Origin of the sequence: Sphingobacterium yanglingense, assembly GCF_004363245.1 — a bacterium.
Lineage (GTDB): Bacteria > Bacteroidota > Bacteroidia > Sphingobacteriales > Sphingobacteriaceae > Sphingobacterium > Sphingobacterium yanglingense.
The window spans coordinates 338,847-355,764 of the sequence record NZ_SNYV01000017.1 but is presented as its reverse complement, the minus strand read 5'-3'; the positions used below and the strand labels follow the sequence as shown (position 1 = coordinate 355,764).

The 16,918-nt window shown below is 42.1% G+C and carries 11 protein-coding genes; all 11 read left to right on the top strand.

Translation table 11 applies throughout. From position 1 onward, the window contains the following. Window positions 1-2 precede the first annotated feature (2 nt). The 11 genes from CLV99_RS19500 (at window position 3) to CLV99_RS19450 (ending at window position 16,873) form a co-directional block, all read left to right on the top strand. Window positions 3-1,229, top strand: a complete 1,227-nt coding sequence (locus CLV99_RS19500; protein ID WP_133586180.1) for an SH3 domain-containing protein — start codon at window positions 3-5, stop codon at window positions 1,227-1,229. Between the two features lie 172 nt (window positions 1,230-1,401). Next, on the top strand, window positions 1,402-1,980 hold the full coding sequence (locus CLV99_RS19495; protein ID WP_162850164.1) for a DUF4840 domain-containing protein: 579 nt from the start codon (window positions 1,402-1,404) through the stop codon (window positions 1,978-1,980). Window positions 1,981-2,052: 72 nt separating this feature from the next. Continuing rightward, complete coding sequence (locus CLV99_RS19490) at window positions 2,053-2,628, top strand: RNA polymerase sigma factor (RefSeq protein ID WP_133586178.1); 576 nt, start codon at window positions 2,053-2,055, stop codon at window positions 2,626-2,628. Beyond that, window positions 2,618-3,985, top strand: a complete 1,368-nt coding sequence (locus CLV99_RS19485) for an outer membrane beta-barrel protein (protein WP_133586177.1) — start codon at window positions 2,618-2,620, stop codon at window positions 3,983-3,985. The genes CLV99_RS19490 and CLV99_RS19485 overlap by 11 nt, the downstream gene beginning before the upstream one ends. 254 nt (window positions 3,986-4,239) lie before the next feature. Continuing rightward, window positions 4,240-4,767: a sigma-70 family RNA polymerase sigma factor gene (locus CLV99_RS19480; RefSeq protein ID WP_133586176.1), complete on the top strand. Its 528-nt coding sequence runs from the start codon at window positions 4,240-4,242 to the stop codon at window positions 4,765-4,767. 66 nt (window positions 4,768-4,833) lie between these two features. Further along, window positions 4,834-5,952 (top strand): FecR family protein, encoded by a 1,119-nt coding sequence (locus tag CLV99_RS19475; protein WP_133586175.1) that lies wholly within the window; start codon window positions 4,834-4,836, stop codon window positions 5,950-5,952. A gap of 142 nt (window positions 5,953-6,094) precedes the next feature. After that, window positions 6,095-9,448: a SusC/RagA family TonB-linked outer membrane protein gene (locus tag CLV99_RS19470; RefSeq protein WP_246032814.1), complete on the top strand. Its 3,354-nt coding sequence runs from the start codon at window positions 6,095-6,097 to the stop codon at window positions 9,446-9,448. A gap of 254 nt (window positions 9,449-9,702) precedes the next feature. Then, window positions 9,703-10,230, top strand: a complete 528-nt coding sequence (locus CLV99_RS19465; protein ID WP_133586176.1) for a sigma-70 family RNA polymerase sigma factor — start codon at window positions 9,703-9,705, stop codon at window positions 10,228-10,230. 66 nt (window positions 10,231-10,296) lie between these two features. Continuing rightward, window positions 10,297-11,415: a FecR family protein gene (locus CLV99_RS19460; protein WP_133586175.1), complete on the top strand. Its 1,119-nt coding sequence runs from the start codon at window positions 10,297-10,299 to the stop codon at window positions 11,413-11,415. 142 nt (window positions 11,416-11,557) lie between these two features. After that, the gene (locus tag CLV99_RS19455; RefSeq protein WP_246032813.1) at window positions 11,558-15,091 is read left to right on the top strand and encodes a TonB-dependent receptor; all 3,534 of its coding nucleotides are present in this window, start codon (window positions 11,558-11,560) and stop codon (window positions 15,089-15,091) included. Window positions 15,092-15,103: 12 nt separating this feature from the next. Beyond that, a complete protein-coding gene (locus tag CLV99_RS19450; protein ID WP_133586174.1) occupies window positions 15,104-16,873 on the top strand; it encodes a RagB/SusD family nutrient uptake outer membrane protein in 1,770 nt (589 codons plus the stop codon). Window positions 16,874-16,918: the final 45 nt, after the last annotated feature.

The window sequence follows — 16,918 nt, the reverse complement described above, 5'->3', positions numbered from 1 at the left end:
GTATGCGTAAAAGAAGATTCGCTGCAGGCTTTATCGCCTGTATGCTTGCTGTGTTTTTGGGAAATGCACAGACCAAAGAGTGGAGACCAGTATATACATCGCGCTGGGGACATCTATTTTCCACACCAGAAAATAAAGAAGCTATACTCGGTGTATTTTGCACAGAGGCATCGATAACAGTTTTGGATTCGACGCGTACACATTATAGAATCCGGGTCAGCAATGGTGACATCGGCTATATACCAAAGCAGCCCTTGGATACACGTATGTTCGGTAAAAAGTCTGCTGGCGAACCTGCGCAATATTTTTACAGAGGTGAAGAGGGATATCAAGGTCCTCATCTCTATGTCGAGGCAGCAGAATTACGTGTCCGTGATCAACCTTCAGTAGAAGGTAAGATAGTGCGTAAAGCGCGCCTCAATGAACATATTTCCTTGGATTACTATCCGCTGTATAATGATGGTTGGGTGTATATCGGGGATCATTTTCATGAACAGCCCGAATATATACAGGCCAAGTACCTGGGGATGGGGTTTACGTATCAACAACTTTTAGATGCCTACCTTAAGGTCAAAGGTAAAGATATGACTGAGGAACTGAATGCAGTAAGCCGCCTGCGCGAGATTGCTTGGTCCGGTACAAAGGAAGAGATGTTGCAGGCGCTCAATTATTACAAAGAATCTTGGGAGCGATCAGGGCAGACTAATGCTAAGGTGGATATTGATTTTGAACTTCTGCTAGCCTCTAAGCTCCAGAACTTAGATTATGAGGTGTATGAAAAAGAAATGCGTAGACTGAGTATGTATTATCTAGTTCAGGGAAGAAGGCTCTGGGATGGTAAAATTTCGGAAAGAGAGGCTGCAGATCTGAATCTGAAAAAGGTTAAGGATATCCCCGATTCGCCAGAATGTGGTTGGGAACCGCTTTATTTTTACCGCTCTCCTGATATTATTTTGGCGTTTGAAGAGGATTACCCCTCAAAAAATAAAATGGTGGGTTCGGTGTATTCCATGACATTTGCCGAGCAGCAGGCTGTAGTGCTGGGCAAAGAAATCATTGATGGCAGTTACAGCGAACGTGACTTTGTTAGCAAGTTTGGTCATCTACTCTCCGTAGATTGGACTAATATGCCTCACTATTACCGTATCGCCAATGGTGATGCAGGCTTCTTTGCAATCCGCTTTAAAGATGGGGTGCCGGTATCTTTTGAGTCGGTTTACTACTGCTAGAACTTCTTGTATAAATTTTTATTAAAATTTAAAGCTCTGTAAAAGAGCTTTTTGTGTTTTATTTTATTTTTTCTTGAAATGTTCATGCAAGGAATTTGAATTGTGGGGTTTATTAGGGTGAGTACTCACAGGAAAATGAATGTTTTATAAAAAAATTAAAAAGAACTTTAAAATGAGAACAATAAATACAATTAAGATGTTGATGGCTTTAGTGGTGGTTGTAGGATTGACTTTCGTGTCATGTAAGAAAGACAATAATACGAAACCAGTTGTCCCGGTCAAGTTGGAAGATGTCAATGGGAATTTCAGTGGTAAGTTGGCGCTAACACAGGGAACGACTAAGTCGGAGTCGACAATTGCGTTGTCTGCAAAAAACAATACGATCTCGATAGTGGATCTACCTGTGACTGAAATCGTGTTTTCTGTTGTGAAAGATAAAGTGAAAGCACAGGAGGTTATTAATAAATTGGGTAAAGTTAAGTACGATGTAAGCTACACAGCAAAGGTGAACGGTAGTAAAACAGCTGTTGATCTTACTTTTGCCCCTAAAGCAATAGAGCTACAGTTTCCCGTGGATAATGCGAATAAGAAAGTAGTGGTGAATGTTGTAGCAAAACAGGCAGGCACGTATACAGGTAAAACAAAAGCCTTAAAATTTGGTCTTACAGTAGACAAGGTGACTGTCGATGGTACAGCTGTTGCTCCATTTGAAGCTATATTCTACGATTTTCAGTCCCTTGTGAAAAAGTAAATCGTAAAAAAGAGGTCTTGTTAAGATAGATTTGCGGGACCTCTTTTTTGCAAATGCATCTTACCAATATTCATGACGATAAACAAGGGCTGGGAGAAAGACGTCGTAGATCGCTTGCAAAAGCGGGAGCAACGTGCATGGAAGGAGCTGTATGAGGCTTATTCCAGCGAGTTCACCTATGTCAGTCTAAGGTATATCAGGTTTCGTGAGGATGTGGGAGATGTGTTGCAAAATAGTTTCGTCAAGATGTTTAATGCGATCGATTCTTTTCAGTATCGCGGTGCGGGATCTTTGCGGGCCTGGGCTTCAAAGATCGTCATTAATGAATCGCTGCGGTATTTGCGGCTATCAAAAAAGGAAGAATTCGAATTAATAGATGAGGATTTTCCCGAAATAGCAGACGAACCGGAGCCCGTAGTAAATGATATCCCCAATGAGGTGATCTTGAATTTGATCGGTTGCCTCCCTGTCGGATATAGAGTTGTATTCAATTTGTTCGTTTTTGAAAAGAGAAGCCATCGCGAAATTGCTGAAGAGTTAGGGATAGCAGAAAGCTCATCAGCATCACAGTTTCATCGAGCCAAAAAGCTTTTGGCAAGAGAGATAGGTAAATTTAGGCAGTCACAGGAGGTAGCTTATGAAAGATAACTGGTTAAATGATTTGGATAAGAAGGTGCAGAATGGGCAAGAGCAAGCACCGGAAAACTTATGGGAGAGCATTTCAGATAGGCTTTTTGATGCCGATTCAGGAAAGGTAATTCCGTTACATCCGAATTTACAGCAGGAAGCGGTACCCAAAGCTAATAAGCGTTCGGTGATCAGGCTGATATGGGGAGGGACAGCTATTGTTACCGCAGCGCTGGTATTGGTGTTTCTGTATCCTGTTTTCTACCCTACACAGCCTCCTGCTGATGAGCCTATTTTGAGCCAACATAGCGAGGGGATAAACTCCGAACTTCCAGGCGGAGAAGGGTTATCTCAAGGAATGTCGTATTCGAATGATATGGAGTCTCATCATAATGAAACAGAACAGGCTAAACTGAAAAATGGTTCATCGGATAAAATTGTGAAAAATTCTTATTTCGCTGAATTACCTGCACTGACAAAGCTTGTGGGCTGGGATAACGGATTTGACTTCGAAAATAATACGATAAAGCCTTTAGAGATGGTGTTGCAGAATCGTGTATTTAATCCTACCCATAGTGATCGTGATGATGAGGTGTTGGTGCGCAATAATGAAAATTATGAACGATTGGCCATGGATAATCTTTATGCTGATAACAGCAAAATAAAGAATAAATTAATAAACAGTGGGAGATGGTCTATAGCAGCATATTCGAATCGGATGCGTGTTAGTTCGGGGCAGAACGTGAGTGGTTATGCCAGTATGAGTGGTGCACCAGTGACCAGTGGGGATTATCCCCTTGATGGAGAGAATGGCGGGTTGATGTCGGATATCATTGAAGCTAACTCGGCAGAAAACGTGACGACAGATATTCAACACCGTAGTCCGGTGGCGCTTGGACTGGGGCTTCAATATCGGGTGAATAAGAAAATGAGCTTGAATATCGGTTTGACCTATGCGCAGACCGTATCAACGCTCTCTTCAGGAAGTGCTGCTAATAAGGTAGCTCAATCTCAAAAACTGAATTATATCGGTGTGCCTGTACAGGTGAGCTATAAAGTCTGGCAAAAAAAGAGAGTTTCTACATATGTAACCGGGGGAGCGGCTATAGAGAAGTCGACCAGCGGTCGGATCACAAATGAGTTTGTCCTTGACGATAATGTAAGAGCAACAGATCAGGAGCTATTAAAAGCTTCTCCGGTTCAATTTTCTGTAAATGCTGGAGTAGGTATAGAAACTCAACTGACGAGAAAGATCGGATTATACCTAGAGCCGGGTATCCGCTATAATATGGATAATAATAGTACAGTGCAGACGATCTATAATCAAAAGCCGGTCAACTTCAATTTGAACATCGGCTTTAGAATACCGCTGCCATAAGGTATCAGTCAGCGGAGCTAGGTTATCTGTTAAATTTTTGGCTGTGATAACGTTAGCTAATGCTCATTAGCGATGTGAAATATAAAATTCCCCCGACTAAGGTTAAATTACCTTGCATTTCTTCTTTATAAGATTTTTTCTTCTCTCTTATAGATTTCATAATCAAGACCCTGAAATAGATAAAAAATTTATAATTTGCCTTGGCTTCGGAATTGTTCCTGGCTTATTTTTGAAATTCTTAATTGATAAGGGGTATGTTAGGAATAGAAACGCTTTTCAAAGAGTATTTTGTACGGTTGACAGTCTATGCGTATCCTTTCGTTGATTCCGAGGAAATAGCCAAAGACATCGTACAAGAGGCTTTTATTATCCTTCTTGATAGAAATGATATCCTCAAACAACCAGAACCTGTTGTCAAAAGCTTTCTATATAGTACCGTCAAATATCAATGCTTAAATTATAAACGAAGAGAAGCGACTGCTGCAAAGGTGCATACGATATTGGAAGTCGAAGGAGAAGATGAAGATCAATTGACTAGTTTGATTAGAGCTGAGATAATCGGAGTGCTCCATAAACAACTTTCCACCTTGCCAGATAAATGCCAGCATATCTGTAAGCTTATCTATTTTGATGGAAAGAAATACGATGAGGTTGCTAAGCTTTTGAATATAAGTTTGAATACGGTTAAAAGCCAACGGCAAAGAGCTCTACGGATATTGAAAAGCAAACTTGTACCCTTACTTGTTCTGTTGTTTTTAACAGCCCTTTATAGCGCTATTTAAAGAATATTAAAAAAAGTAAATCCGAAGACACCCTTTTTTGATTTTCAAGTTACTTATAAACAAATTATGATAGAAAACGACAAAATTGTATTGGCGGAGCTGGCGTCTTTATTGGCAGCTGGGCATATATTGAATGATGAGCAGGAGCTTCTTTTGTCCGGTTTATTGATCCAATACCCAGAAGCACGCACGTATTTGCGGAATGTCATAGAAAGTGGTCGGATAGAAACCCCAATAGATCTGCTGAAACTAGAAATAGATAAGGAATGGAGTGTATTTCAGTCCCGTGTGGTAGCGCAGAATGTTCCGGTTGTTAAATACAATTGGATAAGGTGGGGGACTGTGGCGGCGCTATTGATTGCAGTGTCGGTCATCGGGGTATTGTGGTTTGCCAAAAGTGATAAGCCCGCTTATATTGTAGAGGACACTGTATATGGGCAAAAGAACGATATTCTGCCAACGGATGCACAGGCACGCTTTGAAGTCGACGACAAGTTTGTGAAGCAGCTCGGTATAGAGGATGTTGGAAAGTCACCGGGTACTGCAAATACGAATAACCGTCGGTACCGGATCATCACTCCGATTAGGTCTTCTTATTCCCTAAAACTCTCTGACGGCACCAAGGTGTGGTTGAGCCCAGAGTCAAAAGTCGAATATCTATCGGCTTTCTCAAAGACGGAGCGTCGGGTTAAAGTGAAAGGAGAGGCCTTTTTTGAAGTAGCGAAGGATGCGGCCAAACCTTTTATTGTCGAGGTAGATGGTTTAGAAATCAAAGCATTAGGGACTGCTTTCTCGATTCGGAATTATACCGAAGATGCACCGCAGGTGGTGCTTACCGAAGGTCGACTACAATTGAATACACAGACTGCACAAGCCGTTCTTGAGGCCGGATACCAGGCAGGGATTGTGAATGGTACACTGAAAGCAGAGGAATCGACACTTCTTGAAGATGCATTGGCCATTAAAGATGGTTTCTTCAATTTCAATAACAAAGATATCAAGACGATTCTTAGGGAGATAAACCGTTGGTATGGGGTGAAGTTGCAGGTGGATAGGACGTTGGATACAAAGAAATATACCGGGAGTATCGAACGTAATGTAACACTGGCTAAAGTGTGCTCGGTATTAAAGGACCTGACAGGATATCAGTATCTAATAGAAGAAGATAGGCTGATTGTCAAATAACTGATTGTGAAATAATAAACCTAAACTGGGAGGGCGATATATGAGATAGAATACCAAATTATAAACTAAGCGAAGGTACTGCCATACCTCCGCTAATGATGAATTCAAATTTGTTATAAACCATTAAATTCTTTACAAATTTATGAATATTAAAAAATATTCAAAAATCGCTGTGCCCGTTACTAACCGGGAGGCCCGATTTTTGAAAACGCTGATTAAGATGAAATTGACCGGTTTAATTTTAGTAACCTCAATGTTCACCAGCTTCGCAACGACCAATGGTCAAGTAACCTTAAAAGTTAAAAACGGAAAAGTTGAACAAGTTTTGGGTACAATCTCAAAACAAACGGGAGTACGATTTGTGTATGAGCATGGCCTGCTCGCCGAGGAGCGCACTACCGTACAGATTAGTGATGAAAGCCTGGACCAATCCCTTTCTAAGGTATTTAATGCAAGCAATCTCACCTATACGATCCATAATAATACGGTGGTAATAAAACGGGATGAGCGTGCTGTAGCAAAATATGCGGTACAGCAGTTGGTGACTGGGCGTGTCGTGGATGGAGAGGGCAATCCGGTATCGGGTGCCACAGTTGCGGTACGGGGGGGCAAGTCTACCGCCACATCTGCAGATGGACGTTTTTCTGTAGCAGGTAAAGTAGGAGATAGCATTGAAGTGCGCTATTTTGGTTTCAAAACACAGATCATAACCGTGGATAAGTTGGAGGGGGTACAAGTTGTACTGCAAGATGAGGTCGATGCACTGGATGAGGTGGTGGTAGTAGGGTATGGACGACAACGCAAAGCAAACTTAACGGGACCTGTAAGTTCTGTGAATGCTGATCAATTGAAAAACATAGCACCATCTAATCTGTCCAATACGTTGGCGGGCCGTGCCCCAGGTGTGAATGTAACCAATACGTCAGGTATGGCTGGTGCTTCTTCAAGTTTACGGATACGAGGTAGCTTTGCAGAGCCTTTATATGTTATTGATGGGATAGTACGTGATAAAGCAGCATTCGATGCGCTCGAAGCAAATGAAGTCGACCAGATGAGCTTTTTGAAAGATGCCGCTACAGCAGCAGTATATGGTACAAGGGCCGGTAATGGTGTAGTAGTGGTGACCACCAAAAAAGGAATCAATCAGGCGCCGGTATTTAATGTACAGAGTAGTTATAATTTCAGTACACCGACACAGACGTTGCTCGCTGATATTACAACTGCGGCAGATGAATTGACTTATCAGAATAGGGTTGCCCAGTTTAACTGGGAGCAAGGGGATCGTAAGAACCCTTTTGTAGCCCCAAACGGAAAGGAAGAGTTTGATTATTTTTTGGATAAAAAATACAGTGTCAATGACGTGATATGGCGTAATCCATTTAGTCATCGTCAGTCGATTTCCGTGAATGGTGGTGGAGACAAGATTACCTATTACAACCTGGTAAGTTACCGTAAAGAATTAGGTTCTTATAAAACGCTGGAGCATGAAAAATTTAACTTACGGAGTAATGTAAGTGCCCAGCTTTCGGACGACTTTAGTGTGGATGTAAATATAGCCATGAACCAGACGAATTCGGATCGTTTTTTTTGGCCATTTAGCACCTCTGCAGATGATGCTGATTTTGATGTTGCCGATTTTTATCGGGTGACATTCAACTGGCCGAAGATGTATCCATTCTATCTAAATGCAGACGGAACACCAAGTGATAGTCCTACGGAATACCCGGTACAGACCCCCATGGGTTCGTGGCAGGCTTGGAACGTAATCGACCAGGTAATCGGAAATCGCTACGTCAATCGCAAAGTCAGACAGGTGAATCCGATTCTGACACTCAATTATAAATTGGATAAGCTGATAGAGGGGCTGTCGACTAAAGTGGTCGGTTCGTACGTGGCTCAGGACTACATGAAAAAGAGATTCATGACATTCCAGAAGAACTATACTTTTACTTCTTTAGATCCTAATGGAAACCGATTTATCCCGGCTCCACCTTCGGAAGACAAGATCAATGTGTTTACGTTTAGTCAAGCACAACCCTTTATGGATTATACTCCCGAAAGGACCTGGCAATATCAGGTCAACTGGTTCTTGAACTATAGCCGTAAATTCAATAAACATGCTGTGGATGGAATCTTGGTTTACGAGCAATTTAAAGAAGGTGGTACTTTTATCAATTCGCGTGCAGAAAGCCCGATCGTGAGTTTAGATCAGATGTTTATCTATCCAACGGATCGTAACTATAGATCGACTACGGCCAAAGAAACGGTCGATTCGAGAAGAGGTGTAATCGGACGTGTCAACTATAATTATGCTGACCGTTACATCGCCGAATTCTCATTCCGTTATGACGGCTCGCCATTGTTTCCAAATGACAAACGTTGGGGATTCTTCCCTTCCATGTCCGCTGCTTGGCGTGTGTCCGAAGAAAGCTTCTTTACGAATTTAAAGAATACGGTGAATGACTTAAAGTTACGTGCCTCGTACGGATCAACAGGGAATGATTTGAATGTGAGTGCCGAACGTATAGGACAGTTTTTGTACCGTGAGAAGTATACACCGAGCGGAGGGTCTATTTTTGGCGACCGTTACTATAACGGAATTGCCTATGGTAATAACCCTACTCAGAACCTAACTTGGACGACTTCCAAAAGTTATAACGTGGGGATAGACTTCGCAATGTTAAACAGTAGATTGAGTGGCTCATTGGATGGGTTTGTGCGAAAAGAGACGGACATTCTAGGGCGTAGGCAGAATGCTATGCCAGATACTTATGGTCGAGAGTTGGCACCTGAAAACTATGCTGCTAGAAGCTATAGAGGGGGGGAGGTATCCTTAAACTGGAATGATCGTATTGGTGAAGTATCCTATGGTATCAGTGCTAATATGGGGTATGCAAAGGATAAGTGGGATATCTATGATGAAGAGAATGGCGGGTTGATGTCGGATATCATTGAAGCTAACTCGGCAGAAAACGTGACGACAGATATTCAACACCGTAGTCCGGTGGCGCTTGGACTGGGGCTTCAATATCGGGTGAATAAGAAAATGAGCTTGAATATCGGTTTGACCTATGCGCAGACCGTATCAACGCTCTCTTCAGGAAGTGCTGCTAATAAGGTAGCTCAATCTCAAAAACTGAATTATATCGGTGTGCCTGTACAGGTGAGCTATAAAGTCTGGCAAAAAAAGAGAGTTTCTACATATGTAACCGGGGGAGCGGCTATAGAGAAGTCGACCAGCGGTCGGATCACAAATGAGTTTGTCCTTGACGATAATGTAAGAGCAACAGATCAGGAGCTATTAAAAGCTTCTCCGGTTCAATTTTCTGTAAATGCTGGAGTAGGTATAGAAACTCAACTGACGAGAAAGATCGGATTATACCTAGAGCCGGGTATCCGCTATAATATGGATAATAATAGTACAGTGCAGACGATCTATAATCAAAAGCCGGTCAACTTCAATTTGAACATCGGCTTTAGAATACCGCTGCCATAAGGTATCAGTCAGCGGAGCTAGGTTATCTGTTAAATTTTTGGCTGTGATAACGTTAGCTAATGCTCATTAGCGATGTGAAATATAAAATTCCCCCGACTAAGGTTAAATTACCTTGCATTTCTTCTTTATAAGATTTTTTCTTCTCTCTTATAGATTTCATAATCAAGACCCTGAAATAGATAAAAAATTTATAATTTGCCTTGGCTTCGGAATTGTTCCTGGCTTATTTTTGAAATTCTTAATTGATAAGGGGTATGTTAGGAATAGAAACGCTTTTCAAAGAGTATTTTGTACGGTTGACAGTCTATGCGTATCCTTTCGTTGATTCCGAGGAAATAGCCAAAGACATCGTACAAGAGGCTTTTATTATCCTTCTTGATAGAAATGATATCCTCAAACAACCAGAACCTGTTGTCAAAAGCTTTCTATATAGTACCGTCAAATATCAATGCTTAAATTATAAACGAAGAGAAGCGACTGCTGCAAAGGTGCATACGATATTGGAAGTCGAAGGAGAAGATGAAGATCAATTGACTAGTTTGATTAGAGCTGAGATAATCGGAGTGCTCCATAAACAACTTTCCACCTTGCCAGATAAATGCCAGCATATCTGTAAGCTTATCTATTTTGATGGAAAGAAATACGATGAGGTTGCTAAGCTTTTGAATATAAGTTTGAATACGGTTAAAAGCCAACGGCAAAGAGCTCTACGGATATTGAAAAGCAAACTTGTACCCTTACTTGTTCTGTTGTTTTTAACAGCCCTTTATAGCGCTATTTAAAGAATATTAAAAAAAGTAAATCCGAAGACACCCTTTTTTGATTTTCAAGTTACTTATAAACAAATTATGATAGAAAACGACAAAATTGTATTGGCGGAGCTGGCGTCTTTATTGGCAGCTGGGCATATATTGAATGATGAGCAGGAGCTTCTTTTGTCCGGTTTATTGATCCAATACCCAGAAGCACGCACGTATTTGCGGAATGTCATAGAAAGTGGTCGGATAGAAACCCCAATAGATCTGCTGAAACTAGAAATAGATAAGGAATGGAGTGTATTTCAGTCCCGTGTGGTAGCGCAGAATGTTCCGGTTGTTAAATACAATTGGATAAGGTGGGGGACTGTGGCGGCGCTATTGATTGCAGTGTCGGTCATCGGGGTATTGTGGTTTGCCAAAAGTGATAAGCCCGCTTATATTGTAGAGGACACTGTATATGGGCAAAAGAACGATATTCTGCCAACGGATGCACAGGCACGCTTTGAAGTCGACGACAAGTTTGTGAAGCAGCTCGGTATAGAGGATGTTGGAAAGTCACCGGGTACTGCAAATACGAATAACCGTCGGTACCGGATCATCACTCCGATTAGGTCTTCTTATTCCCTAAAACTCTCTGACGGCACCAAGGTGTGGTTGAGCCCAGAGTCAAAAGTCGAATATCTATCGGCTTTCTCAAAGACGGAGCGTCGGGTTAAAGTGAAAGGAGAGGCCTTTTTTGAAGTAGCGAAGGATGCGGCCAAACCTTTTATTGTCGAGGTAGATGGTTTAGAAATCAAAGCATTAGGGACTGCTTTCTCGATTCGGAATTATACCGAAGATGCACCGCAGGTGGTGCTTACCGAAGGTCGACTACAATTGAATACACAGACTGCACAAGCCGTTCTTGAGGCCGGATACCAGGCAGGGATTGTGAATGGTACACTGAAAGCAGAGGAATCGACACTTCTTGAAGATGCATTGGCCATTAAAGATGGTTTCTTCAATTTCAATAACAAAGATATCAAGACGATTCTTAGGGAGATAAACCGTTGGTATGGGGTGAAGTTGCAGGTGGATAGGACGTTGGATACAAAGAAATATACCGGGAGTATCGAACGTAATGTAACACTGGCTAAAGTGTGCTCGGTATTAAAGGACCTGACAGGATATCAGTATCTAATAGAAGAAGATAGGCTGATTGTCAAATAACTGATTGTGAAATAATAAACCTAAACTGGGAGGGCGATATATGAGATAGAATACCAAATTATAAACTAAGCGAAGGTACTGCCATACCTCCGCTAATGATGAATTCAAATTTGTTATAAACCATTAAATTCTTTACAAATTTATGAATATTAAAAAATATTCAAAAATCGCTGTGCCCGTTACTAACCGGGAGGCCCGATTTTTGAAAACGCTGATTAAGATGAAATTGACCGGTTTAATTTTAGTAACCTCAATGTTCACCAGCTTCGCAACGACCAATGGTCAAGTAACCTTAAAAGTTAAAAACGGAAAAGTTGAACAAGTTTTGGGTACAATCTCAAAACAAACGGGAGTACGATTTGTGTATGAGCATGGCCTGCTCGCCGAGGAGCGCACTACCGTACAGATTAGTGATGAAAGCCTGGACCAATCCCTTTCTAAGGTATTTAATGCAAGCAATCTCACCTATACGATCCATAATAATACGGTGGTAATAAAACGGGATGAGCGTGCTGTAGCAAAATATGCGGTACAGCAGTTGGTGACTGGGCGTGTCGTGGATGGAGAGGGCAATCCGGTATCGGGTGCCACAGTTGCGGTACGGGGGGGCAAGTCTACCGCCACATCTGCAGATGGACGTTTTTCTGTAGCAGGTAAAGTAGGAGATAGCATTGAAGTGCGCTATTTTGGTTTCAAAACACAGATCATAACCGTGGATAAGTTGGAGGGGGTACAAGTTGTACTGCAAGATGAGGTCGATGCACTGGATGAGGTGGTGGTAGTAGGGTATGGACGACAACGCAAAGCAAACTTAACGGGACCTGTAAGTTCTGTGAATGCTGATCAATTGAAAAACATAGCACCATCTAATCTGTCCAATACGTTGGCGGGCCGTGCCCCAGGTGTGAATGTAACCAATACGTCAGGTATGGCTGGTGCTTCTTCAAGTTTACGGATACGAGGTAGCTTTGCAGAGCCTTTATATGTTATTGATGGGATAGTACGTGATAAAGCAGCATTCGATGCGCTCGAAGCAAATGAAGTCGACCAGATGAGCTTTTTGAAAGATGCCGCTACAGCAGCAGTATATGGTACAAGGGCCGGTAATGGTGTAGTAGTGGTGACCACCAAAAAAGGAATCAATCAGGCGCCGGTATTTAATGTACAGAGTAGTTATAATTTCAGTACACCGACACAGACGTTGCTCGCTGATATTACAACTGCGGCAGATGAATTGACTTATCAGAATAGGGTTGCCCAGTTTAACTGGGAGCAAGGGGATCGTAAGAACCCTTTTGTAGCCCCAAACGGAAAGGAAGAGTTTGATTATTTTTTGGATAAAAAATACAGTGTCAATGACGTGATATGGCGTAATCCATTTAGTCATCGTCAGTCGATTTCCGTGAATGGTGGTGGAGACAAGATTACCTATTACAACCTGGTAAGTTACCGTAAAGAATTAGGTTCTTATAAAACGCTGGAGCATGAAAAATTTAACTTACGGAGTAATGTAAGTGCCCAGCTTTCGGACGACTTTAGTGTGGATGTAAATATAGCCATGAACCAGACGAATTCGGATCGTTTTTTTTGGCCATTTAGCACCTCTGCAGATGATGCTGATTTTGATGTTGCCGATTTTTATCGGGTGACATTCAACTGGCCGAAGATGTATCCATTCTATCTAAATGCAGACGGAACACCAAGTGATAGTCCTACGGAATACCCGGTACAGACCCCCATGGGTTCGTGGCAGGCTTGGAACGTAATCGACCAGGTAATCGGAAATCGCTACGTCAATCGCAAAGTCAGACAGGTGAATCCGATTCTGACACTCAATTATAAATTGGATAAGCTGATAGAGGGGCTGTCGACTAAAGTGGTCGGTTCGTACGTGGCTCAGGACTACATGAAAAAGAGATTCATGACATTCCAGAAGAACTATACTTTTACTTCTTTAGATCCTAATGGAAACCGATTTATCCCGGCTCCACCTTCGGAAGACAAGATCAATGTGTTTACGTTTAGTCAAGCACAACCCTTTATGGATTATACTCCCGAAAGGACCTGGCAATATCAGGTCAACTGGTTCTTGAACTATAGCCGTAAATTCAATAAACATGCTGTGGATGGAATCTTGGTTTACGAGCAATTTAAAGAAGGTGGTACTTTTATCAATTCGCGTGCAGAAAGCCCGATCGTGAGTTTAGATCAGATGTTTATCTATCCAACGGATCGTAACTATAGATCGACTACGGCCAAAGAAACGGTCGATTCGAGAAGAGGTGTAATCGGACGTGTCAACTATAATTATGCTGACCGTTACATCGCCGAATTCTCATTCCGTTATGACGGCTCGCCATTGTTTCCAAATGACAAACGTTGGGGATTCTTCCCTTCCATGTCCGCTGCTTGGCGTGTGTCCGAAGAAAGCTTCTTTACGAATTTAAAGAATACGGTGAATGACTTAAAGTTACGTGCCTCGTACGGATCAACAGGGAATGATTTGAATGTGAGTGCCGAACGTATAGGACAGTTTTTGTACCGTGAGAAGTATACACCGAGCGGAGGGTCTATTTTTGGCGACCGTTACTATAACGGAATTGCCTATGGTAATAACCCTACTCAGAACCTAACTTGGACGACTTCCAAAAGTTATAACGTGGGGATAGACTTCGCAATGTTAAACAGTAGATTGAGTGGCTCATTGGATGGGTTTGTGCGAAAAGAGACGGACATTCTAGGGCGTAGGCAGAATGCTATGCCAGATACTTATGGTCGAGAGTTGGCACCTGAAAACTATGCTGCTAGAAGCTATAGAGGGGGGGAGGTATCCTTAAACTGGAATGATCGTATTGGTGAAGTATCCTATGGTATCAGTGCTAATATGGGGTATGCAAAGGATAAGTGGGATATCTATGATGAAGAGCCATCTTATGCAGCAGGTGGGGCACAGAACTTTAGATCTAGGGTCGGTAGACCGGAAAACCGGATTGTCGGGCTCGAAGCCATTGACATCGTGCGTACTCAGGAACAATTAGATGCGCTTAAGGCTAAGGGATTCAAGACTTATGGGCGGGATCCTTATCTTGGGATGATCTTATATAAAGATCAGCGCGGAGCCAATTATTCGGGAGGCCCAGATGGGAAAATTGATGAAAATGACATGATGCTATTGTCGGAAAATAATACACCACGAATCAACTATGGTTTCGGTTTGAATGGCTCTTGGAAAGGTATTTCAGTCTCGGCACTGTTCCAGGGAGTATTGGCCTACGATCGTATCATTAGTAACCTTGATGGCCCTGGTATACGTCAGCATGGGGGTGGATTCAGACCCTACTATCCGATATGGGCGGGTGATGTATGGACTGCCGAGAACCCAGGAGCGCAGTACCCAAGGGTGGTTGGTGCCAACTGGGCAGAGTCAGGAACAGAGGCTTCTTCTTTCTGGATCCGTAATGGTGCCTATTTGCGTCTACGTGACCTGAATGTGTCTTATAGTCTTCCTCTGGCTTTGACAGATCGTATGAAGATCAAAGGCGTAAATGTATTCTTTAATGGTACAAACCTGTTTGTCTTCTCCAAGATGACCGAGTTTCATGATCCTGAGCAGAAGATGTACGATTCTTATCCCGTCATGAAAACTTATGCGTTGGGTATTGATGTTAAATTTTAAATGTGAACGATAATGAAGAAGATATTTTATATAATTATAGCATCGGTTCTAATCGCTACATCCTGTAAAAATGTACTCGATATCGATGATTTAAATTCGTTGGACGAGGATAAGGTGTGGAATGACCCTAGTCTAGTGAATGCCTATTTGTCGAATCTCTATGAGATATTTGGTAATTGGAGCGCTGGCGCAGATAATAACTCGGAACAGTTGATCGGGATTAACTTTCCATTGGATGCCGTTACAGTAAATAGTTCAACCTATAAGGCTTGGGATTATACAACTATACGTAAGATAAATACAGCTATCCAAAAGATCAATGAAAGTACAGGGTTGGCTAAGGAAAATAAGGATAAAGCTTTAGGTCAGCTTCTTTTTATGCGGGCGTATATGTACTTTAATATGGTGAAACATCATGGTGGTGTACCTTATATTACGGAGCCTCAGGATCGGGAAAAAGGAGATTTGCAGGTGACCCGTAATAGTACAAAGGAATGTTTTGAGCTGATGGTGAAGGATCTGGATGGAGCGCTTGCCTTATTGCCGGCTACTATTGCTAAAACGAGTGAAGACTATGGCCGGATTGATGGCAATTTTGTGGTCGCTTTTAAAGCTAAGGTGTTGCTATATAAAGCTTCCCCGCAGTTCAATCCGAGCAATCCTTTTGGTAATGCCTATTGGACAGAGGCACATGCAGCAAATAAGGCTGCGTATGATAGATTGAAAGGGAATGGTTATAGTCTGACTGCTGATTATCAGAATATTGCTTTGATAGAAAAGGGGGCTGAAGTGGTCTTTGCTGTGATTAATCAATACCCGAATAAAGTGGCCAATTGGGATAATGGCGTACGACCTGGGTCGGAAAGCCGTGGCCCTGCAGGGGCTGTTCCTTCTTGGGACTTTGTGAAAGCGTTTCCAATGAAAGATGGTAAGCTTTATAATGACCCTACTAGTGCCTATTATAAAACAGATGCAGATTTCTTACAGTCTTATTGGGAAAATAGAGATCCTCGTTTTAATAAATCGATCGTTTGGAATGGTAAGATCTATGAAGTGTCGGGTAAAGCGGGAAAACGGCAGTACACTTCTGTTGGGGTAGCTTCGGCATTGGATGACTTTGGGGTGAATCCAAAAGCGAATACACCTTCTGAAAATTTGAATAGATACAGTGGTTTCTTTATCCTGAAAAACTCAAAACTGTCACTGAAACAGACTGAAGTACAGACGCAGTATGATGTAGATTATGTTGTTATGCGCTTTGCCGAAGTGATGTTGAATTATGCAGAAACAGCAAATGAGACGGGAGATTTTAATGCTGCAATGGGGATTTTGAAGGAAATACGTATCCGTGCCGGAATTGAGCCCGGTAGCAATGGAGCGTATGGAATCAAGGCAACAGATAAGGCAAGCATGCGTGATGCAATACTGGCAGAGCGAAATGTGGAGTTCTGTTTCGAGGGACATCGTTTCTGGGATCTGAGGAGAATGAGACGGCTTGATGTGCTCGACAAGAAAACAAAATATGGGGTAGAGGCTATAGCGATTAATGCGGATGGCTCGGAAATGGATCTGACTGTGGCAGCCGGATTGGCTAAAACATACCAATTGAAAGAGAATCAGTTCAAGTATATTGTGCGCCAGGTGCCAAATACAGGAGCGAAAGAAAACATCCTTCCGGATAGTTATTATTTCTTCCCTATTGCGCAGACATCGATTGATAAAAACCCAAAACTATTGCAGAACAAAGATTGGGGAGGTACTTTCAATCCGACTTTGGAATAGTAATTAAAATAATAAAGGCACCTAGATAGGTGCCTTTATTGTTTG

Coding starts and splice junctions, on each gene's coding strand:
- CLV99_RS19495 (WP_162850164.1), top strand. CDS start 1,402: ATGAGAACAATAAATACAATTAAGATGTTGATGGCTTTAGTGGTGGTT.
- CLV99_RS19490 (WP_133586178.1), top strand. CDS start 2,053: ATGACGATAAACAAGGGCTGGGAGAAAGACGTCGTAGATCGCTTGCAA.
- CLV99_RS19450 (WP_133586174.1), top strand. CDS start 15,104: ATGAAGAAGATATTTTATATAATTATAGCATCGGTTCTAATCGCTACA.
- CLV99_RS19455 (WP_246032813.1), top strand. CDS start 11,558: ATGAATATTAAAAAATATTCAAAAATCGCTGTGCCCGTTACTAACCGG.
- CLV99_RS19500 (WP_133586180.1), top strand. CDS start 3: ATGCGTAAAAGAAGATTCGCTGCAGGCTTTATCGCCTGTATGCTTGCT.
- CLV99_RS19465 (WP_133586176.1), top strand. CDS start 9,703: ATGTTAGGAATAGAAACGCTTTTCAAAGAGTATTTTGTACGGTTGACA.
- CLV99_RS19485 (WP_133586177.1), top strand. CDS start 2,618: ATGAAAGATAACTGGTTAAATGATTTGGATAAGAAGGTGCAGAATGGG.
- CLV99_RS19470 (WP_246032814.1), top strand. CDS start 6,095: ATGAATATTAAAAAATATTCAAAAATCGCTGTGCCCGTTACTAACCGG.
- CLV99_RS19480 (WP_133586176.1), top strand. CDS start 4,240: ATGTTAGGAATAGAAACGCTTTTCAAAGAGTATTTTGTACGGTTGACA.
- CLV99_RS19475 (WP_133586175.1), top strand. CDS start 4,834: ATGATAGAAAACGACAAAATTGTATTGGCGGAGCTGGCGTCTTTATTG.
- CLV99_RS19460 (WP_133586175.1), top strand. CDS start 10,297: ATGATAGAAAACGACAAAATTGTATTGGCGGAGCTGGCGTCTTTATTG.